The organism is Burkholderia sp. WP42 (assembly GCF_000745665.1).
In the GTDB taxonomy this organism is placed as follows: Bacteria; Pseudomonadota; Gammaproteobacteria; order Burkholderiales; family Burkholderiaceae; genus Burkholderia; species Burkholderia vietnamiensis.
Genome location: NZ_JQJT01000015.1, coordinates 126,002 through 145,837, shown reverse-complemented (window position 1 = coordinate 145,837; position 19,836 = coordinate 126,002). Strand labels below are relative to the sequence as shown.

Here is a 19,836-nt window from a genome sequence, read left to right as displayed (position 1 = left end):
CGACTGCAATCGGTATAAACGGAGTATAGCCGATGATCGAAATCGAGATCGACGACCGCCTGTTCGGCGCGACCCTGAACCGCGTGGTCCGCGCAATGGCTGACGCCACGCCCGTCATGAGCGAAATTTCCGGGATCATGGCCGACGCGGTCGACGAGAACTTCGCGCAGGAAGGCCGCCCGAAGTGGCTCGGCCTCGCGCCGTCGACATTGGCCGGCCGCGTTGGCCGCGAGCTGAAGCCGGGGCGCGGTAAGTTCAAGTCGGGGGCCTGGAGCATCCAGCTTGGCCAGCGCGCGGCCAGGTCAATGCGCATCCTGCACCAGACCGGAGCGCTCGTGAACAGCATCACGCAGTCGTTCGACGGAACGAGCGCCCAGGTTGGCACGAACCTCATCTATGCAGCGATCCAGAACTTCGGCGGCCAGACGAAGCCGCACACGATCGTCCCGAAGAATGCGAAGGCATTGCACTTCGGCGGCATCTTCGCGAAAAAGGTCAACCATCCCGGCTCCAAGATCCCGGCGCGGCCGTTCATGACGATGGCGGACGCGGACGGCGTGCAAATCGAATCGGTCGTGGCAAACTATCTGCGCCGGGTTGCCGGCTAATCCGAACAACAAACGAAACAAAGAACAAGATCATGAACTTTTTTGAATCATTCAATGCTTTTGTGAACTACGGCTTCTGGACGCTGGCTGTGTTTGTATGTGCGTACGTTGTAGTGCGGCTGCTCGCGACGGACGTGCTGGATCTTCCTGGTTGGGTCGTCCCGGTCGCGCTAATCGCGATCTTGGCGCTCTGGCTGCTGATTCCCCACGGATGGAACCTGTTGAGCTACGCGTTCAGTGGAAACTGGGACTACGGCGACGACCTGCGTGCACCCTCGGTCCGCCCCGACGACGCATGGTTCATCCTGAAAGTGAAGTTCTGGGCCGCGATCAGCGGGACGGTGGTCGGCTATTTCGGACTCGGCAAGCTGCGTCACGAGTGGTGACGCAAATCATTCTGGCGATCCTGGTCCGGATCGAGAAACACCGCTACCCACGTCGCCAGATTGCAGCTCTGTTTAAAGCCGCCTACAAGCCGCTCACGGGACCGGATGGCTACGCAGGTACCACCCGGCCAGCGCCATGCCCGCCAGCGTGTTTAGAGTACACGTTAGTTTCGATCGTCGGATAGGGAGTCACGGCACATCGGCCCCAATCCCGCCGGAATCGGCATCTTCGACGGTTTCTGCCCTAGCTATATAGTTGCACCGCAGTCCACCGCAACGAGTGGCTGACCTCCTGACATCCCTCCACTGATCGCCAATGCTGCCGCCCGGAAGAATGGCGGCATGGCTACTCACCGCACATCCCCGACCGGCACCGCACTCGCGGCGCTGACCGTCGAAATCACCGACCGTACTGGCAAGGCGATTCAGTTGCTGCCCGCCGGCCGCTTCTCGGCACGCGACGGCCGCCCGGCGACGATCGCCGAGTGCAAGGAATGGGTGTGCGGCCCGCAGGAAGCGGCGACCCTCACCGCGCTGGCCGCCCAGCAAGCTAACCCGATGGTCATCGACTACGAGCACCAGACGCTCAACAGTCAGGCCAACGGCCAGCCAGCGCCTGCGGCTGGTTGGTTCAAGAACCTCGAATGGCGCGATGGCCAGGGCCTGTTCGCGACCGACGTCGACTGGACGCCGGCCGCCGCGAAGGCGATCGCCGATCGCGAATACCGCTACATCTCTCCCGTTTTCGAGTTCGACCCGCAGACCGGAGCTGCCACGCGCCTGCACATGGCGGCGCTCACGAACAACCCCGGCCTCGACGGCATGCAGGCCGTCGCACTGTCGTCCCTTGCTTCCCGACTTTCCCACAACCATCAGGAGCTGCAGATGAACAAGCTGCTGCTGGCGATGCTCACGGCCCTCGGGCTGACCGAGCAGACGCCGGAACCCGAGGCACTCGCCGCGCTGAACGCGCATTTGGCGAAGGCCAAGAGCGACGCCGACCAGGTCGTCGCACTGACCGCCGAGAAGGCGAACAAGGATGCGCAGATCGTCGCGCTCACGGCATCCGCCGGCAACCCGGACCCGGCGAAGTTCGTTCCGGTGTCGGTTGTGACCGGCATGCAGGCGCAGCTCGCCGCACTCACGACGCAGGTCGCCGGCCGCGAGGTCAACGAGATCGTCGACGCAGCGCTCACGGCCGGCCAGTTGCTGCCGGCGCAGGAAGCCTGGGCGCGCGAATTGGGCAAGAGCAATCTCGCCGCGCTGAAGACGTTCGTGTCGACCGCGCCGAAGATCGCCGCGCTCACCGGTACGCAAACGGGCGGCCGGGAACCGGGGGCGAACACGGGTGCTGCCACTGCGGCGGCAGGTCTGTCGCAAACCGAACTGGCTCTGTGCCGCCAGATGGGCGTTGACCCGGCTGCCGTTGCTAAGACCAAGGAGGCCGCGTAATGCCCGCCGCTACCGCTGATCGTAATACCGAAATGCGCGAAGGCCGGATCGTGTCCGTGCCGGTCGCTGGCGGTTCGCTGATCCACGCCGGCGTGCTCGTCGCCGTGAACGCGAACGGTCTGGCCATCGAAGGCAAGACCGAGGCCGACCTGACCTACATCGGCCGCGCCGAGCAGTTCGTCGACAACACGGCCGGCGCTGACGGTGCGGTGTCCGTCCAGGTGCGCCGGGGCGTCACGTTCAAGTGGGCGAACGCGGCCGACGACGCAGTGACGCAGGCGAGCTATGGCAAGCCCTGCTTCATCGAAGACAACCAAACCGTCGCCAAGACCAACGGCAACGGCACCCGCTCGCAGGCCGGCATCGTTCTCGGTGTCGACGCCAGTGGCGTGTGGGTTCTTTAACGGGAGAGCAGCTCGATGCTGATCAACGCAGAAACCCTTCAGGCCATTTTCTGGACGCTGAAGACGACCTACAACAACGCGTTCGACGCGGCACCGTCCGTGTGGGAACGGGTCGCGATGAAGGTGCCGTCCAGCAGCCGCGAGAACATCTACGCGTGGCTGGACCGCTTCCCGCGCATGCGCAAATGGATCGGCGAGAAGGACGTCAAGGCACTCGCAGCACACGGCTATACGGTCGTCAACGACGACTGGGAAGCGACGGTCGAGGTCGATCGCAACGACATCGAGGACGACAACCTCGGCATCTACGCACCGCAGGCGCAGAGCGCGGGCTTTTCGGCCAAGCAACTGCCCGACGAGATCGTGGTCGACCTCCTGAACAACGGGTTCACCAACGCGTGCTACGACGGCCAGGCGTTCTTCAGCCAGGCGCACATCGTGCGTGGCCAGGCAGTCGCGAACCTGAGCCATCTTCCGCTGACGATCGCCGGTCAGGCGGCCGCAATGAAGACCTACGGCGTCATGCGTACTGCGATGCGCAAGATCACCGACGAGGACGGTCGCCCGCTCAACGTGGTGCCCGATGTGTTGATGGTGCCGCCTGCACTCGAAGACATCGCGAATGCACTGATGAAGAACGAGCGCCTGAACGACGGCATGCCGAACCCGTATCGGGGCACCGCCGAGGTCGTGTGCGACGCGCGCCTGACGTCGGATACCGCTTGGTATCTGCTGGATACGACGAAGCCGGTCCGTCCGCTCGTCTACCAGGAGCGGAAAGCCCCGGTGTTCGTGCAGCAGACCGATCCGGAAGCGGACGACGTGTTCATGCGCAAGAAATTCAAGTTCGGTGCTGAAGCGCGCGCGGCCGGTGGCTACGGTTTCTGGCAGCTCGCGGCAGGCTCGGACGGTACGGCTGCCGTCCCGCAGTAACCAGATACCTCCCCCTGAAACTGCCGCGCGATGGTCGTCAAGCGCGGAGGAAGACATCCCGTCACCCTCGACCTGGTGAAAGCCATCGGGTGACGCATCGAATCGCATTGGAGAAATGCTATGTCGGCATCGACACACATCAAGGTACTGCGCGTTTCGGCGAGCGCAGAAGGTTATCGCCGCGAGGGGTTGAAGTTCGGCCACGCCGACGTCGACGTCCCGGAATCCATTCTGACCAGCAACCAGATCCACCGTCTGAAGCGTGATCCGATGCTCAAGTGCCGCGAGGTACTCGTGAGCACCGAAGCAGGTGTGTCCGACGAAGAGGTCGCCGTGCTGCGCGATAAGGCGTTCGTTGCCGATAGCTTCATGGCCATGGTCCCGTCCGGGTTCACGTGGCAGGAATGCCCGAGCGAGTACGTCACGCTCTTGCTCGATCACATCCATGAGCTGGAATTGGCGAAGGCGACCGCGCCGGCGGCGACCAGCGCGACGTCGACCACGAAGCCGCACGGGCGGAAGTAAGCGATGGCCTACGCGACCAGCGATGACATGGTGCGCCGCTTCGGCGAGACCGAAATGATCGAGATCTCCGATCGCGATCAGATCGGTGCCGTCGACGTGGCGGTGGCCGGCAACGCACTCGACGACGCGAGCGCTGAGATCGACACCTATCTCGCCGGTCGCTACACGTTGCCGTTTATGGGCACGCCGCGCTTCATCGCCGGCCTGTGCTGCGACATCGCGCGTTACCGGCTGTGTGTCGGTGGCACGCGCATGACCGACGAGATCCGCGATCGCTATCGCGACGCCGTGCGTTTCCTGGAGCTGGCCGCCGCCGGCAAGGTCACGCTCGGCGAGTTGCCGAGCGGCGCGCCGGTCCAGCCGAGCACGACGATCGCATTTCAGTCCGGCTCGCGAATCTGGGGTGATGACGACCGGGGGGCGTTCTGATGGGCAGCCCCATGCCAGTGCCGATCATCACCGCCGTCGAGCTGGCGATCGTGGATCGACTAACACGCGGTCTCGGGAAGATGGTGACGTCGGTAGCCACCTATGGTGGCGAATTCGATGACGAGAACCTCGCCGACGTCGTGCGCCGCTTTCCGGCCGCCTGGGTCACGTTCGGCGGTATCCGCCGCTCGTCACCGGTCGATACCAGCCGCCAGAAGTGGAAGCGTGAAGCGACCTTCGTCGTGATGGTAGGTGCGCGCAGCGCCCGTAGTGAAGCAGCATCGCGCCACGGTGGCCCGTCTCTCAATGAGGTGGGCACCAACATGCTGATCTACGGCGTGACGCGCCTGCTGATTCAGCAGGATCTGTCGCTGCCGATCCGCGAGTTTGCGCCTGGCTCAGTTCGCACGCTGTTTAACACACGTTTGCAGCGTGACGCGTTCGCTGTTTTCGCACTGGAGTTCCACACGGAGTGGATCGACCAGGCACTGCCGGTTCGCACCTTCCCGCAGCCGGTCGATCCAGCCGACGTGAAGGCGAACGACCCGACATCCGGTCTCGATTCGGCGTTTGCATCCTACGGCGGCCAGCTCGATCCCGCGTCGCCGTACTGGGAGACGACGGCCCTCAACTACTTCCTCGACCCGACCAAGGAAGCCACCAACGCGCCGGACGCGCAGGACATCGTGACGATGCAGCCGGCTGGCGACACAGGAGCAACGCAATGAAAGTGAAAGCGGCACCCGGCGTGCGCGTCCCGATGGACGGTGCGCCTCGCAAGTACATCGAGGACGACAAGGCAATCGACGTCGACGAGACGCCGTACTACCTGCTGCGCGTGAAAGACGGCGATCTGATCCGTACCGACCTTCAGGTCGACGACGGTAAGCCCGCCACGCAGGCGCCGCGCCAGGCCAACGTCCTGCCTGCGCCGGCCGCCGGCGTGGTGTCGGAATAACTGAACGAGGCATTCGATGGCAAGCCCGAACGTTACCTTCAACAGTATCCCGTCGAGCACCCGCAAGCCGGGCAAGTATTTCGAATTCAACACGTCCGGCGCAGTCAGTGCGCTGCCGGGCAACCTGCAAAAGGTGCTGATCATCGGCCAGCGCCTGGCGACGGGCACCACGGCCGCGCTCGTTGCGCTCGGTGTGACATCCGACGAACAGGCCGCCGTCGCGTTCGGCCGTGGATCGATCGCGCACCTGATGGCAAAGGCCGCGATCACGGCGAACGCGTACCTGCAACTGACCGTCATCGCGGTCGATGATGCGGCAGCGGGCGTCGCGGCAACCGGTTCTGTACTGATCGCCGGCCCTGCCACCAGCACCGGTAATGTGACGATCAAGATCGGCAACGATTCGGCCGTCATCGCGGTCGCGAACGGCGACACGGCATCGGCGGTCGCCGCGAACCTCGTTGCGCAGATCGGCCAACAGCCGAATCTGCCGGTCACAGCCGCGATCGATGCGACCAATGCAGCGAACATCAAGATCACGGCGAAGCACAAGGGGCTGTCCGGGAACGGGATCGTGCTGTCGTTCGTCAGCCAGACCAGCGGCGTGACGGGCACGGTGACGGCGATGGCGGGCGGGTTGTCCGATCCGGACATCCAGCCCGCGCTGACCTCGGTTTTTGCCGCCGGTCACGACATCATTGCCGCCCCGTTCTCGACGCAGGCGTCGCTCACGACGCTGCGCACACACCTGGACGCGGTATCCGGTCCGCTCGAGCAGCGCGGCACGATCGCGGCGGCAGGCTGGCCCGGCACGCTGGCGACTGCCACGACACTCGCGGGTCAGCTCAATGCCGGGCGAATCTCGTTCGGCTGGTACAACGGCTCCATCACGCCGGCGTACCAGATCGCAGCAGCGTACGCGGCCGTGATCGCGTCCGAGGAAGATCCCGCGCGTCCGCTCAATACGCTGGCGCTGACCGGACTGGACGTTACCGACATCACGCTGCGTGCCGGCCGCCAGGATCAGGAAGCGGCGCTGCACAACGGCGTGACGCCGTTCGAGGTCGGGCCGGGCGACACGGTGCAGATCGTGCGCGCGATCACGACCTATACGGTCGATCCGCAGGGTATCGAAGATCCCGCGCTGCTCGATCTGACGACGATCCGCATCCTGGACTACATGCGCAAGGCGTGGCGTCAGCGCATCGCGCTTCGCTTCCCGCGCGACAAGCTGACGGAAAAGACGCCAGCGAAGGTGCGCTCGGAGCTGCTCGACGTGGCCTACAAGGCCGAGGAGCTGGAGATCATCGAGAACGTCGACCAGTGGAAGAACAACATGATCGTCGAGAAGGATCTGCAGAGCGCCGGCCAGCTCAACTCGAAGATTCCGTGCGAAGCGGTCCAGGGTCTGCATGTGTTCGCGGCAGTGATCGACCTGATCATTTAACACCACAGGAGGCCAGCAATGGCATTGGAAGAATACGTCGGCGCGATCGTGCTGACGGTCGACGGACAGGACGTCGAGGTGATCGACTTCAACTACCAGGGCAAGACTGGCCGCAAGCTCGTCAAGACGATGAACCGCACCGGTCGCGCGAAGGGATTCTCGAAGGGCATCGCGGAATACGACCTGAGCCTGACGGTCGTGATCCCCGAGACCGGCGACCTGGACTGGGAAGCGATCCAGGGATCGAAGCTCACGACCGAGCCGCTCACGCCAGGCGGCCCGCGCGTGAGCTACCTCGACTGCTTCACGACCGAGGCGAGCGAAAAGTACACGGTGGACAACGAAGCCCGCCGTGACCTCAAGATGGTTTCACTGCGCAGGGTAACGGAATGATCACGCAAACTGGACAACTGACCTACGGCATCGAACACGACGGCGTCGTACATTTCGACTTCGAGATCCGCGTGCCGACGGTCGCGGACAACATCGCGGCACTCGAAGAGGTCGGCGCGGATTCCAATCTGCGCGTGAGCACGGCGATGTATGCCCGCTGTCTCACGAAGCTCGGCACGATTCCGCAGGACGAGCTGACCTACGCGTTTCTGTCGACCGGCATGGTCGACGATGACTTCGACGTGTTGTCGAGCGCGATGACGGCGGTTAAAAAAAAGCTGAAGGAATCGAGGTCGCCCTCGCCGACTACCGGCTCGCCGTCGTCTTCCTCGGCCAGTACGGATTCGACGAGCGCCGCGTCGCCAGCCTGACGCTCGTCGAGCTGGAAGCAACCTTCGCGGCCATCGGCCGCTTTCTCGAAAAACGCACCGAGGCCCTCAACGGGGGTTCCGGTGCGTCCACCCACTCCGGCCAATCCGGCCGCGTCCGGTCCGCCCGGCGCAACAAAAAGCGCAAATAAGCGATGTCACAAAACCTCCTTGTCTCGATGCTGGTGCGGTTACGCGACGAGCTGTCGCGCCCGGCCCAGCGCATGCTGCAGGGCGTGACGCGCGACGCGCAGACGGCGACGCAGTCCGTCCGTGGCGTGGCAGATGCCAGCGCGCGCAGCGCACAGCAGCGTGCAGACCAAGTCAGCCAGGCCGAACATGCAGTCCAGAGCGAAATCGCCCGCACCGGCAACGTGCAGCAGCGCGCAGTTCAAGCGGCGGCGCAGTCGCAGCAGATCGTGCAGCGCGAAGTCGGCCGGACGGCGGCCGCCTACGGACAGGAGGCGCGTGCAGCCCAAGCCGCAGCCGATACCGCGACGCGCGCGACCGACGCAGCACTCGCGAAGCGCTTGCGTGAATACCAGCGATTCAATCGGGCGTGGGAAGCGCTCGGTATCCGATCGGAAGCGGAAATCCAGCGTGAGATCGATCGCACCGAAGCCGCGTACGCGCGCCTCGCCCGCTCGGGCATGATGTCGGCCGACGAGCAGGCTCGTGCGTTCGAACAGACCCGCACGCGCGTAGCCGAGCTGAACGCGGAGATGGGGAAACTGGAACAGCGCGGCTCGAAGCTGCGGTTTGTGCAGGCCGGCACCGGAGCCGTCGTCCGTGGTGGTGAGGCGCTGTTGGGCGGCATCGCGGCCGCACATGCGGTCGCGGAGCCGGTACGCAAGACGATGAGCTTCGATCAGAACGTCGCGCTTGCGGTCAATACCGCATTCAATGAAGAGGATGACGCCGGCCGCACGCGCGGCGAGAAGACGATACGTGATGCCGTCAAGGCATCCGTTCAGGCTGGCGGGGGCGATGCAAACGAAGTGCTGGCCGCGATGACGCAGTTGCTCGGTCAGAACGCGGTGTCGCACGAAACCGCCTTCAAGCTGATGCCAGTGCTGCAGCGTTACGCAACTGGCGAGGGTGCGGACACGACCGAGCTGGGCGACATCGCCATGCGCGGTATCCAGACCTTCAACCTGAAGGAAGACCAGATCCCGCAGGCGCTGGACGCCGCGATCATGGGCGGCCACATGGGCGGCTTCCACTTGCGTCAGATGGCGCATTGGCTGCCGCAGCAGATGGCATCGGCGAAGAACGCCGGTATGAGCGGCATGAAGGGGTTGACCGAGCTGATCGCCCTGAACGAAGTATCGATGACGACGGCCGGCACGGCGGATGCGGCCGGCAACAATGCACTCGACCTGCTGAACAAGCTCAACAGCGCGGACACTGCGCATGCGGTCAAGCGCGAGCTGGGCGGCACGCTTGCGGTGAAGCTCGCGAAGAAGCGCATGCAGGGCAAGAGCGCGCTCGTCGCGTTCGGCGACATCATTGAAGAAGTGATGGCGAAGGACAAGAATTATCAGATCGTCAAAAAGAAGCTCGCGTCGGCAAAGAATGACGGTGAGAAGAAAGAACTGTACGAGAGCATGGAGCAGATCCTGGGCGGTTCGGCGATCAGCAAGATCGTGCGAAACCGGCAGGAGATGCTCGCGCTGATGGGCTACCTCGGCAATCGCGAGAAGTTCACCGAGATCGCAACGAAGACGATGCACGCCCACGAGGAAGGCATCGGCGACAAAGACATCCGGGAAATGCAGCGTCAGGACGGATGGAAGGCCGAGCGCGCGAAGTCGCTCGGCGAAATGGGCGAGATGGATGCCATGCGGGGCCTGGACAAGATCGTCGGCAACGTGTCCGACAAGATCAGCGAGTATGCGACGAAGTATCCGGGCCTGATCTCCGCGATCATGGGCACGAAGGTCGCCTTCGAGGGGTTGACCAGCGTGTTGATGGCCGTGGGCATGATGCGCATGTTGACCGGTCACGGTGGTAGCCGTGCGGCTGCGCGCGAAGCCGGCCACCTGGTCGAGCGTGCCGCGACCCATTCGCCGGCAGCGTCGGCCGCCGCGCAGGCGGCTGGTCGCATGGCGGCACGCACGGTCAACGCCATTCCTGGCGTTCGCGCGATTCGCGCAGCAGCTGGTAGCCGTTTCATGGCGCTCGCGGGCGCGGCCGGCGAAGGCGCCGGTCGGCTCGGTCGATTCCTGAAGCCGGCCGGCTCGTCGGCGCTGTCGCTGCTGTTCGGCGGAATGGAAGCGTACGGAATCAGCCAGGACGCCGGCTTGTCAGCGCAGCAGAAGAAAAGCGAGTACACGCGCGTTGCGGGCGGCACGGCAGGCGGCATTGGCGGTTGGATGGCTGGGGCTGCTGCAGGCGCGGCGGTCGGGTCGGTCGTGCCGGTCATCGGCACGGCGGTCGGTGGTGTGGTCGGTGGTATCGCCGGCGGCTTCGGGGGCGACATGCTCGGCGAGAAGCTCGGCAAGTGGATCGGCGACGCACTCTTCAAGGCCGAGTCGGGAAAGCAACCGCAACCCATCAATATCAAGACGCAGCTGACGCTTGATGGTCACGTGTTGGCGGAAGCCGTCAATCAGGTCAACACTGCTGCTGCACGGAGGTCCTGAGATGAGCTGGGCCGATCTGCTGCATGATGCCTCGTTCCGGGGCGTCACCTTCGAATGCGAGCGCACGCATGATTCCGCCAAGCGGGCGCTCGCCGAGCACGAGTATCCGTATCTCGACGGTGCGAACGTCGAGGATCTCGGCCGCCGTGCGCGGCGCACGTCGCTCACGGCCGTATTCTGGGGCGACGATTACGAGACGCGCCTGCAGGCGTTTCTCCAGGCACTGGACACGCCCGGATCGGGCGAGCTGATCCATCCGGTGTTCGGCAGCATGCCGAACATGCAGCTCGACGATTACGAGCTGTCCCACGATGCCGACAACCCGGACCACTGCCGCATCGAATTGCGTTTTGTCGAATCGACGTCGGGCAATCCGTTTTTCGCGCAGCAATTGCCCGACCAGAAAGCCGAGGCTGTCTCGGCGCTGGCCGACGCCGCGCGCGCCAACGGCATCGCCGCGTTCGGCATGGCGCTCGACGCGTTAAAGTCGGTACGCGGAATACTGTCCCGTTTAAACAATCTGCGGGACGTGATGACCGGCACGCTCGGCGCAATCCGCTCGCAGGTTCAAGGCATCATCGGTACGACGCTCGACATCATTGAGTATCCGCAGGCGTTTGCATCCGACATCGTCAGCTATCTGTCCGGCATGGCGGATCTGCGCTCGTTCGACGTCGGTGTCATTACGTCCGACTGGAAAGGCCTGACGGGACAGCTCGCGAACACGGTGCAGTTGCCTGCCTCGATCAGTGCTGGCACGGCGACGGTCGCCAGCAGCGCCGGCATGGTGCCGACGGGCGTAACGTACACGACCAACGGATCGAGCAGCGTGTCGGCCGGCACGTCGGGAAGCCCGTCCACATCAGGCGGTACATCCGGCTCGGGCGGCTCGTCAACGTCGAGCGGGGCTGCATCGAGCAGCGGCACCAGCGCAACTGTAATGCCGGCCGCCGTCGTTGCAATCAACGCCAATCCGACCGACATCGCGACCGTGCGGGCGATCATCCAGCTCGCCGCTGCTGCTCAGCTCGCCGACGCTGCCTCGTCGATCCTTGCCGACGAGGCAGCCAGCCCAACGCTTTCGCCGGCCGAGATCGAGCGGATCGTCGACGACACGCGCACGTCGATCCAGGCTGCGATTGATCTACACCGACAGGTCTATACGCTGGACACGTCGCGGCCGATCGTCGAGGGCCTGAAGGACATGGCGCTCGCCGTGCAGACGGCGGCAATCGCCGTGATGGACGCGCGGCCACCGCTCATCACGCGCACCATCACGGCCGCGGGCAATCTGCATCTGGTCGCATTCCGCTGGTACGGCGACTACACGCGCGCCTCGGAACTGTTGCTGCTCAATCCGCAGATCATCAACCCGAATTTCCTGCAGCCCGGAGACGTGCTCAATGCCTACAGCCAGTAACACGGCGGCAAGTGCCGACCAGGACAAGGTCAGTCTGCTGATCGGCGGCCGCGCGCACCGTGAATGGACCTCGTACGAGATCGATTCCCACCTGATCACGCCTGGCGATGCTTGGCGCGTTGAGCTGTCGCCGCCTGACGGATCGAAGATCGAGGGTACGCTACCCGATGCAGTTACAGAGGGTGCGCCGATCGAGGTGCGGATTGGACGCGACACCGTGCTTGTCGGCCGCATCGACACGATCGACGAAGATACGGCCAAGGATCGCAACACGCTGACCCTCTCGGGGCGTGATGGCGCAGGCATCCTGCTCGACTGCGGTGCGCCGATCTTCGTCGCCAAGCAGGCAACGCTCGAACAGGTGATTGCCAACGTGGTGCGTCCGCTCGGCATCACGAAGGTCAAGATCAGCGCAGGCAAGACCTATACCAGCGAGAAGATCAACATCGAGCCGGGCGATCGCGCCTGGAACGTGTTGTCGCATGCGGCCGAGGCGAACGGACTCTGGCCGTGGTTCGCACCGGACGGCACGCTCATCGTCGGCGGTCCCGACTACACGACGAAACCGGTCGCGACGCTGATCATGCGACGCAGCGGCAAGGGTAACAACGTGATGAGCCTGAAGCGCTCGCGCTCGATGGCCGAGCGCTACTCCGAGGTAACCGTGCTCGGCCAAACGCACGGCACTGCGCATGAGAACGGCAAGAACGGCATCAAGGGCGTCGCGAAAGATCCAGCGGTGACGTTCTATCGCCCGCATGTCGTCGTCGACCACGAATGCGAGAGCGTCGCGATGGCGATCTCTCGCGCGCGCAAACTCCTGATGGACTCGCGCCTGCACGGCTACACGCTCACCGCACGCGTGCTGGGGCACCGCACGTCGGACGGCGTCCTCTGGACGCCCGGACAGCGTATCCACGTAGTGTCCGAGCCGCACAACATCAATGCGGTGTTCTTCCTGATCGGTCGGCGCTTCAGCAAGGCCCGCTCTGGTGGATCAACCACGACGCTCACGCTGAAGGAAGACGGTGTGTGGACACTCGACGCGCACGCCCACAAACGCAAGCATCGTCGAGGCAAGAACAAGGGACCGGAGGAGATTATCGATGTGGGACAAGGTTGACGGTCGCATCCGCAATGCGCTGTCGAAGATCCGGCTCGCGTTCCGTGCGGTGCTGACCCTGACGGCAAGCGGCGGCAACGTGCAGCTCGTGCAGGCGAATGGTGTCGCAGGCGAAACGTTGCAGGACAACGAGCTATTCCAGCACTACGGCTTTACGTCCAATCCGCCGGCCGGCACGATGGCGATCGTGCTGCCAGTCGGGGGCAAAACGGCACACGGCATCATCATCGCGACCGAGCACGGCAGCTATCGGCTGAAGAACCTCGCACCCGGCGAAATGGCGCTCTACACCGACGAGGGCGACTCCATCGTGTTGAATCGCGGACGGATCATCAACGTCACAACGCAGACGCTAAACATCAACGCAAGCAAGGAAGTCAACATCAACACGCCGCAGCTCAACGCGAGCCAGCAGGTCAACGTGGCTGGCACACTGGCGGCTAACGGCGGCATGACTGCGCAGGCGGGATCGGGTGGTGGCGCTGCCGTACAGATCGCGGGCGACGCGCATATCACAGGGGATGCCACCATCGGCAACAAGAGCTTCCTCGAACACGATCACCGCGATAGCATGGGCGGCATCGTCAGTCCGCCGCTCTGATAGCCACGTACTGACATCGATCCAGATACGCGCACGGTGTCTCTGCCGGGACAATCGTGCGCATGGACCCCGCACTCGACCCGACCACCGGTGGCTACACCGGCAAGCGCACGACCACGTTATCCAACGCGGTCTATCTGCGCCTTCAGACGCCGCTCGGCTCGTACTGGGCCGATCCCACACTTGGTTCGCGCCTTCATGAACTGAAGCGGGAGAAAGACGTTCCCCGTGTCTATACGCTCGCGAAGCAATATGCCGAGCAGGCGTTGCAACCGCTGATCGACGACGATCGTGCGCAGAGCATCACCGTGACGGCGCAATCGCTGCGCACGGGCTGGTTGCTGCTCTCGATTGAAGTCGTCGATGCGAGCGGTAAGCCGCAGCACTTCGAGCATCCGGTGAAGGTGATCTGATGGCGTTCACGATCAAAACCGCCGACACCATCCGCTCGGATATTCTGCGCGACATTTCGAACCAGCTGCCCGACGCGGACACGGGTTCCGACTCCGACTTCGTGATTCGCGCGACTGGTACGGGTAGCGCGATCGAAGGGTTGTACGAGCACCAGCTCTACATCTACCGACAGATATTCGCCGACACGGCCGACACGGACAACCTGCAGCGCCACGCGGCCACGCGCGGTCTGTCGAAGAAGCGCGCCACGGCTGCAGGCGGCAGTATCGTGATCAACGGCCAACCAGGCGCACCGGTGACCGGTGCGATCGTGGCGCAGACGCTCGATGCCCGCCAATACACGACGACGGCCACCGGAGTCATCGGTGCGGACGGCACCCTGACGCTTGCGGCCACCTGCACGGCGGTCGGTAGCGCCGGCAATGCCGATGCGGGCACCACGCTGACGCTGCTTGCACCGCCGAACGGCGTGACGAGCGCAGCTTCGATCGTGAAGATGGTCGGCGGCACCGATGATGAAACGGATGCCGAACTGCTCGCCCGCCTGCTTGATGTGATCCGCCGGCCGCCGGCGGGCGGCAATCAGTGGGACTTCCGCCGTTGGGCGATGAACGTCGACGGCGTGTCGGCTGCATACGTCTATCCGCTGCGTCGCGGCCTCGGCACGTGCGATGTGGTGATCACGGCATCGGGCGGCCTCCCGTCGGCCACGACGATCACGGCCGTGCAGGCGGCGATCGATGGTCAACGGCCCGTCACGGCGAAGAACTGCCTAGTGCTCGCACCGACGATCGTCACGATCGACCACGTGGTACAGGTCGCATTTCCCGGCGGCACGGCCGCTGGCGCGCAAGCGGCAATCGAGCCAGGAATCGCAGCGTATTTCACAACGCTGGAACCCGGTGCGCAATACATCAAGAGTCGCATCGAAGGGATCATTACCGACACCGCTGGCATTACCGATCGAACAGTTGTCACGCCGACCGGTAATTTCACTCCTGAAGTCGACGCAACGGTTGTGCAGTGGTGCCAGATGGGCAATTTGACCGTGAGCCTGATGCAATGAAGCATGCGGACCTGCTCACGCAGCTGCTGCCGCCCGTCAGCTACGTGCCGACCGATCCGATCCTCGCGGCGGAACTGAAGGCCGAAGGCGCGGCGCTCGATGCCGCACTGGAGAATGCAGACCGATTGCTTGCCGGCATCACGCCGGATGGCGCGGGCGAGATGGTCACCGATTGGGAGCGCTTGCTCGGCGTGACGCCCCGGTCGGGTGCGTCGCAGCAGGAGCGCATCGCGACCGTCGTCGCGAAGATCGGCGAGACCGGCGGCCTATCGATTCCATATTTCAAGCAGCTCGCCGCGAAGCTCGGTTACACGGTCGACATTGTCGAGCCGCAGTACGCGCAAGCAGGCGTGAGCCGCGCGGGCGACGCCATGTGGGTGACCGACATCATTTGGGTCTGGCAGGTCGTCGTGTCCGGCTCGCCCATCGTCGCCTATCAGGCCCGCGCCGGCACAGCCGCTGCGGGCGACCCTATCACCTCGTTCGGAGATCCCGTGCTTGAGACCGTGTTCGACGACCTGAAGCCGGCATTTACCTACGTCTACTTTAAATACCTCGGAAGCTGATCATGCAGCGTATCAATTCGACGGACGGTTTCTTTCACGACGGCAATCCGGCCACGGGCGCGCTCGGCACGTTCCTGGCCGCGCTCTGGCACAACGCCGTGCAGGAGGAGCTGATCGCACCCATCACGGCGGCCGGCCTCACGCTCGACCCGAACAACAACGGGCAGTTGCTTGCCGCGATTCTCGCGCTGATCGAATCGAAGACCGGCAATTACGGACTCGATACTGGAGCGGTCAACAGCTACGTGACCGCTCTGACACCCGCCGTTACCGCTTACGTGAACGGCCTGCAGGTGAAGTTTCGTGCAGCACACTCGAACACGGGACAGTCGACGCTGAATGCGGGCGCTGGCGTCGTGCCACTGCTGCGTGACGATGGCACGCCGCTGCAGGCCGGCGACGTGCCGGCGAATGCGATCGTCGGTGCGACTTATGATGCGGCGGCCGCAGCGTTCCTGTTGAACTCGATCGTCGCGTCGCAGTTCGACACGATCATGCAGGCGGGAACGCCGCTCTACAGCGTCGACACTGGCGCGGCGAACGTTTACAAGGCCGCGTATGCACCGACAGTGACGGCCCTGACCGATGGCATGAAGCTGCGCTTCCGGGCGAAGACGGCCAACACCGGCGCATCGACGTTCGCGCCGGACGGCATCGCTGCCGCCCCGATCTGGGGTGCGGATCACGTAGCGTTGGCCGGGGGCGAAATCGTCGTGAATGGCGAGATCGAGGTGCAATGGAACGCTGCACTAAGCAATGGCAATGGCGCGTGGGTGCTGTGCGAAAACACAGGCGGTTACCAACGTGGGCCGACGCCGCCGCAGTTCGACAACAGCACGAAACTCGCGACGACGGCATTCCTGAAAGGCGTGGGGGTTCAGTTTGGGGGCGTTGTCGCGCTTTCGGCTGCCACAACGCTGGATGTCACCTACGCCGGGAAGCTCATCATCCCGTATGCTGCTACCGGCGCCTTCGCGATCACGCTCCCGCTCGCCTCGACTTTTCAGCCCGGAGCAACACTGTCATTTCTGAACGGGACGGTCTATCCGATTACGATCCTCAAGAACGGATCGGATACGGTATCGACCGGCAATACGTCTCTGTCGAGCTTTGTCCTCAACCCCGGCGATACGTTGGATTTGGCTTGCAATGGCACCTCGAACTGGCAGGCTTGGGGCGGATCTGCGGGGTTGCAGTATGCAGGCGTGTTTGGCTCGTCTCTATCGACTTCGGGCTACCAGAAGCTCCCGAGCGGTTTGATCTTTCAATGGACGAACGGCGCCAGCGATGCAAACGGCAATATGGTCGTTACGAATCCGATCGCTTTTCAAACTGCGCCGCTCGGAGGCTTAGCGGGAGAAGGGGCGCCCGGCGGGTGGATGACCGGCACCGCGACCGTGTGGGCCTTTGATATTTCATCGTCGTCTAAGACGGCTTCATTTGCTCGGGTGCGTAATGTTTCATCGAGTGGCCCCGGTGTGTCATCCGGCATCGCAGGACGTGTTTTAGTTTGGGGTTATTAAAAATGGGTCAAAAATACGCAGCATTCGACGCGCAAGGCAACATCACGGCGTTCTACGACAGCGTAGATAGCCCGGTCCCTGCGGAGGTTGTCAATACGATAGAGATAACGCCGGAGCAGTGGCAAACGTGCATCGAGCAGCAGGGACAGTGGCATATCGCGAGCGGCGCCCTCGCGCAAGTTCCACCGCCGACCGGCGCAGAATTGCTGGCGCAATCCCAAACTGCGCAGATTGCAGCAATTGACGCGGCGTGTGCGGCCGAGATCGTCGCAGGCTTCACGTCGTCAGCGCTGGGACAATCCTATGTGTATCCAGCCAAGAGCACCGACCAGCAGAACCTCTCGTCCTGCGTGTTGTCCTCGCTTTTCCCGAATCTTCCATCGGGATGGACAACAGACTTCTGGTGCGCTGATGCGGCCGGAAACTGGTCGCTTCGACCGCACACCGCTGCGCAAATCCAGCAGGTGGGTGTCGATGGCAAGACCGCGATCTCCAACGCGATCATGAAGAAGGTGCAGTTCGAGCAGCAGGTCATGGCCGCGACGACGATCGAGGCCGTGCGCGCGATCGTGTGGAGCTGATGCGATGCTTTTCGCGTTCTACAAAGGGCACGGAGCGATCGTCGACCGCGCGATTCGTTGGTGGCAACGCGGTCCATATAGTCACGTCGAAGCGGTACTGGCCGACCACGGCAACGGCACGTTCGAGTGTGCGTCCTCGTCGCGCGATACGGGCGTGCGCATCGCCACGCTCGCGCTGCCGGCGGCCGAGTGGGATGTGCTGGAGATGCCGGCCGATGTCGACGCCGTGCGTGGCTGGTTCGAGACTCGCACTGGCGCGGGTTACGACTGGTTCGGGATATTCGGCTTCGTGCTGCGACCGGTCATCGGTGAGCCGGGCCGCTACTTCTGCTCGGAGGCGATCGCTTCGGCGCTGGGCATCAATGAGCCGTGGCGGCTCGATCCGAATGGCTTTGCGGACCTCGTAGCGGCCATCGCGCGCTGCGATCGCACCGCTGCGTAACGAGAAACAGGGCGACCAGCTCCGGTGCGCTAACACCCTTGCTGGCCGCCAGAACACTGAATGTGCCAGTGAACCGACCAAGGCCCTGCCACCTTCGCGAAGGCGGGGGCGATTCTAACATTCATTTCGCACCATAAATGGCACAACCCATTATTCCCTGGCTGGGCGGCAAGCGTCGCCTGGCCGACCAGCTCATTCCGCTTTTCCCGCAGCACGAGTGCTACGTTGAGGTCTTCTGCGGCGGAGCCGCGCTGTACTTTCTGCGGCCGATGCCGGCCCCGGTCGAGGTGCTCAACGACATCAACGGTGAGCTGGTGAACCTCTATCGTGTCGTGCAGCACCACCTGGAAGAGTTCGTGCGCCAGTTCAAATGGGCCATCTCCAGCCGCCAGGTGTTCAAATGGCATCAGCAGACGGTCCCGGAAACCCTCACCGATATCCAGCGCGCCGCGCGCTTCTACTATCTGCAACACCATGCGTTTGGGGGCAAAGTTGACGGGCAGACCTTCGGCACCGCGACGACCGCGCCGTCGGTCAATCTGCTGCGGATCGAGGAAAGCCTCTCGGCCGCCCATCTGCGCTTGGCCTGCGCGCACGTCGACAACCTCCCGTGGCACGAATGCATGTCCCGGTACGACCGACCGCACACGTTTTTCTATTGCGATCCGCCGTACTGGAAAACCGAAGGTTACGGCGTGCCGTTCCTGTTCGAGGAGTACGAGCGTATGGCCGCGTTTATGCGGTCGTGCAAGGGCAAGGTGATGGTCAGCATCAACGATCACGAGGACATTCGTCGCGCATTCGACGGATTCCCAATGCTCGGCTTGTCGATCAAGTACAGCGTGAACAACACGAACGGTGGCCCGTCGACGAGTCGTGAGCTGGTAATCACGAACTGGGAGCCTGGCACGCAGACCGGCGGGTTGTTTTAACGTTACCTGACATTCGAAATGTAGCCGGTGGGGTTTGCGCTAGCATGCACCGGGAGAGCGTCTCGAATTGCCGCTCGCAATCCAGTGAACGGGAGGAATATGTCGCAACGAGCTTTGCTCAGAAAGGGCGACGAATCGTCTGCAGGTGACGTGGCGCTGGAAGGTATCGACAACGTCCAGCACTACGGCGTGCCTCGGACCTTCGTCGGCGCGGAGGCTTGGCGCGGCGATCTTGAGTACGCTGTCGAAGTACAAGCCTGAGCTTGCCCCGTGTGTTAGCGTCACACCCGCTGGATAATCGACCGGCCGGCTCTAAGGTCGGGATGCCGCCTTCGGGCGGCTTCCTTTTGCGCTTTGTAGTGACAAATCGACCGCGAACCCGGTTAGTCCCCGAGTGACAAATCTATCGCCAAACGGTGACAAATCGGCCGCGACGTTACAGCCGAGGAACCCTGCGCGGAACTATCGGAGGCTGAAGAAAGACCGTGAGATCAACCGGACTCGTTGATTTTACTGGCCCGCCCTACACGATTCGAACGTGTGACCTACGGCTTAGAAGGCCGTTGCTCTATCCAACTGAGCTAAGGGCGGTCGAGAGAAAAGACACGGCGACACAAACA

At 63.5% G+C, this 19,836-nt stretch carries 24 protein-coding genes, 1 tRNA gene and 1 pseudogene; 25 read left to right on the top strand and 1 reads right to left on the bottom strand.

Annotated features, from left to right (window positions below):
* Positions 1 to 32: 32 nt before the first annotated feature.
* From EX20_RS08625 to EX20_RS31800, 25 genes and pseudogenes are all read left to right on the top strand, one after another.
* Positions 33 to 608 (top strand): phage virion morphogenesis protein, encoded by a 576-nt coding sequence (locus EX20_RS08625; RefSeq protein WP_034193272.1) that lies wholly within the window; start codon positions 33 to 35, stop codon positions 606 to 608.
* A gap of 32 nt (positions 609 to 640) precedes the next feature.
* Positions 641 to 994: a hypothetical protein gene (locus EX20_RS08620; protein ID WP_034193271.1), complete on the top strand. Its 354-nt coding sequence runs from the start codon at positions 641 to 643 to the stop codon at positions 992 to 994.
* A 342-nt stretch (positions 995 to 1,336) separates the two neighbouring features.
* Positions 1,337 to 2,446 carry a phage protease gene (locus tag EX20_RS08615; protein WP_034193270.1) on the top strand — a complete coding sequence of 370 codons (1,110 nt, stop codon included), beginning with the start codon at positions 1,337 to 1,339 and terminating at the stop codon, positions 2,444 to 2,446.
* On the top strand, positions 2,446 to 2,850 hold the full coding sequence (locus EX20_RS08610; RefSeq protein ID WP_034193269.1) for a hypothetical protein: 405 nt from the start codon (positions 2,446 to 2,448) through the stop codon (positions 2,848 to 2,850). Before EX20_RS08615 ends, EX20_RS08610 begins: the two co-directional genes overlap by 1 nt.
* A gap of 15 nt (positions 2,851 to 2,865) precedes the next feature.
* Complete coding sequence (locus tag EX20_RS08605) at positions 2,866 to 3,783, top strand: Mu-like prophage major head subunit gpT family protein (RefSeq protein ID WP_034193268.1); 918 nt, start codon at positions 2,866 to 2,868, stop codon at positions 3,781 to 3,783.
* 120 nt (positions 3,784 to 3,903) lie between these two features.
* Positions 3,904 to 4,308 (top strand): HI1506-related protein, encoded by a 405-nt coding sequence (locus tag EX20_RS08600; protein WP_034193267.1) that lies wholly within the window; start codon positions 3,904 to 3,906, stop codon positions 4,306 to 4,308.
* Positions 4,309 to 4,311: 3 nt separating this feature from the next.
* Positions 4,312 to 4,737 carry a gp436 family protein gene (locus EX20_RS08595; protein ID WP_034193266.1) on the top strand — a complete coding sequence of 142 codons (426 nt, stop codon included), beginning with the start codon at positions 4,312 to 4,314 and terminating at the stop codon, positions 4,735 to 4,737.
* Between the two features lie 11 nt (positions 4,738 to 4,748).
* Positions 4,749 to 5,465: a DUF1834 family protein gene (locus EX20_RS08590; RefSeq protein WP_034193333.1), complete on the top strand. Its 717-nt coding sequence runs from the start codon at positions 4,749 to 4,751 to the stop codon at positions 5,463 to 5,465.
* Positions 5,462 to 5,695 (top strand): hypothetical protein, encoded by a 234-nt coding sequence (locus EX20_RS08585; protein WP_034193265.1) that lies wholly within the window; start codon positions 5,462 to 5,464, stop codon positions 5,693 to 5,695. The genes EX20_RS08590 and EX20_RS08585 overlap by 4 nt, the downstream gene beginning before the upstream one ends.
* Before the next feature lie 16 nt (positions 5,696 to 5,711).
* Positions 5,712 to 7,142, top strand: a complete 1,431-nt coding sequence (locus tag EX20_RS08580) for a phage tail sheath subtilisin-like domain-containing protein (protein ID WP_034193264.1) — start codon at positions 5,712 to 5,714, stop codon at positions 7,140 to 7,142.
* 18 nt (positions 7,143 to 7,160) lie between these two features.
* A complete protein-coding gene (locus tag EX20_RS08575; protein WP_034193263.1) occupies positions 7,161 to 7,535 on the top strand; it encodes a hypothetical protein in 375 nt (124 codons plus the stop codon).
* A complete protein-coding gene (locus EX20_RS08570; RefSeq protein ID WP_034193262.1) occupies positions 7,532 to 7,906 on the top strand; it encodes a phage tail assembly protein in 375 nt (124 codons plus the stop codon). Before EX20_RS08575 ends, EX20_RS08570 begins: the two co-directional genes overlap by 4 nt.
* A gap of 152 nt (positions 7,907 to 8,058) precedes the next feature.
* Entirely contained in the window at positions 8,059 to 10,548 is a 2,490-nt protein-coding gene (locus EX20_RS29870) for a phage tail tape measure protein (RefSeq protein WP_081336088.1), read from the top strand.
* Positions 10,487 to 10,762 (top strand): annotated as a pseudogene (locus EX20_RS33325) (DNA circularization N-terminal domain-containing protein); the annotation flags it as partial. The gene EX20_RS29870 and the pseudogene EX20_RS33325, both read left to right, overlap by 62 nt.
* A gap of 66 nt (positions 10,763 to 10,828) precedes the next feature.
* Entirely contained in the window at positions 10,829 to 11,968 is a 1,140-nt protein-coding gene (locus tag EX20_RS08560; protein WP_231572249.1) for a multidrug DMT transporter permease, read from the top strand.
* The gene (locus tag EX20_RS08555; RefSeq protein ID WP_034193260.1) at positions 11,952 to 13,091 is read left to right on the top strand and encodes a phage baseplate assembly protein; all 1,140 of its coding nucleotides are present in this window, start codon (positions 11,952 to 11,954) and stop codon (positions 13,089 to 13,091) included. Before EX20_RS08560 ends, EX20_RS08555 begins: the two co-directional genes overlap by 17 nt.
* On the top strand, positions 13,075 to 13,692 hold the full coding sequence (locus tag EX20_RS08550; RefSeq protein WP_034193259.1) for a phage baseplate assembly protein V: 618 nt from the start codon (positions 13,075 to 13,077) through the stop codon (positions 13,690 to 13,692). The genes EX20_RS08555 and EX20_RS08550 overlap by 17 nt, the downstream gene beginning before the upstream one ends.
* A 62-nt stretch (positions 13,693 to 13,754) precedes the next feature.
* Entirely contained in the window at positions 13,755 to 14,105 is a 351-nt protein-coding gene (locus EX20_RS08545; RefSeq protein WP_034193258.1) for a phage GP46 family protein, read from the top strand.
* Complete coding sequence (locus EX20_RS08540; RefSeq protein WP_034193257.1) at positions 14,105 to 15,172, top strand: baseplate J/gp47 family protein; 1,068 nt, start codon at positions 14,105 to 14,107, stop codon at positions 15,170 to 15,172. Before EX20_RS08545 ends, EX20_RS08540 begins: the two co-directional genes overlap by 1 nt.
* Positions 15,169 to 15,738: a YmfQ family protein gene (locus EX20_RS08535; protein WP_034193256.1), complete on the top strand. Its 570-nt coding sequence runs from the start codon at positions 15,169 to 15,171 to the stop codon at positions 15,736 to 15,738. Before EX20_RS08540 ends, EX20_RS08535 begins: the two co-directional genes overlap by 4 nt.
* 2 nt (positions 15,739 to 15,740) lie before the next feature.
* Positions 15,741 to 17,261: a gp53-like domain-containing protein gene (locus tag EX20_RS29865; RefSeq protein ID WP_051974412.1), complete on the top strand. Its 1,521-nt coding sequence runs from the start codon at positions 15,741 to 15,743 to the stop codon at positions 17,259 to 17,261.
* Between the two features lie 2 nt (positions 17,262 to 17,263).
* Positions 17,264 to 17,842 (top strand): DUF4376 domain-containing protein, encoded by a 579-nt coding sequence (locus EX20_RS08525; RefSeq protein WP_034193255.1) that lies wholly within the window; start codon positions 17,264 to 17,266, stop codon positions 17,840 to 17,842.
* 4 nt (positions 17,843 to 17,846) lie between these two features.
* Positions 17,847 to 18,284 carry a hypothetical protein gene (locus EX20_RS08520; RefSeq protein WP_034193254.1) on the top strand — a complete coding sequence of 146 codons (438 nt, stop codon included), beginning with the start codon at positions 17,847 to 17,849 and terminating at the stop codon, positions 18,282 to 18,284.
* Positions 18,285 to 18,421: 137 nt separating this feature from the next.
* Positions 18,422 to 19,216, top strand: coding sequence for a DNA adenine methylase (locus tag EX20_RS08515; RefSeq protein ID WP_034193253.1), 795 nt, complete (start codon positions 18,422 to 18,424; stop codon positions 19,214 to 19,216).
* 99 nt (positions 19,217 to 19,315) lie between these two features.
* The gene (locus EX20_RS31800) at positions 19,316 to 19,477 is read left to right on the top strand and encodes a hypothetical protein (protein ID WP_156126943.1); all 162 of its coding nucleotides are present in this window, start codon (positions 19,316 to 19,318) and stop codon (positions 19,475 to 19,477) included.
* Between the two features lie 253 nt (positions 19,478 to 19,730).
* Here EX20_RS31800 and EX20_RS08510 read toward each other — a convergent pair.
* Positions 19,731 to 19,807: transfer RNA gene (locus EX20_RS08510), tRNA-Arg, on the bottom strand.
* Positions 19,808 to 19,836 lie beyond the last annotated feature (29 nt).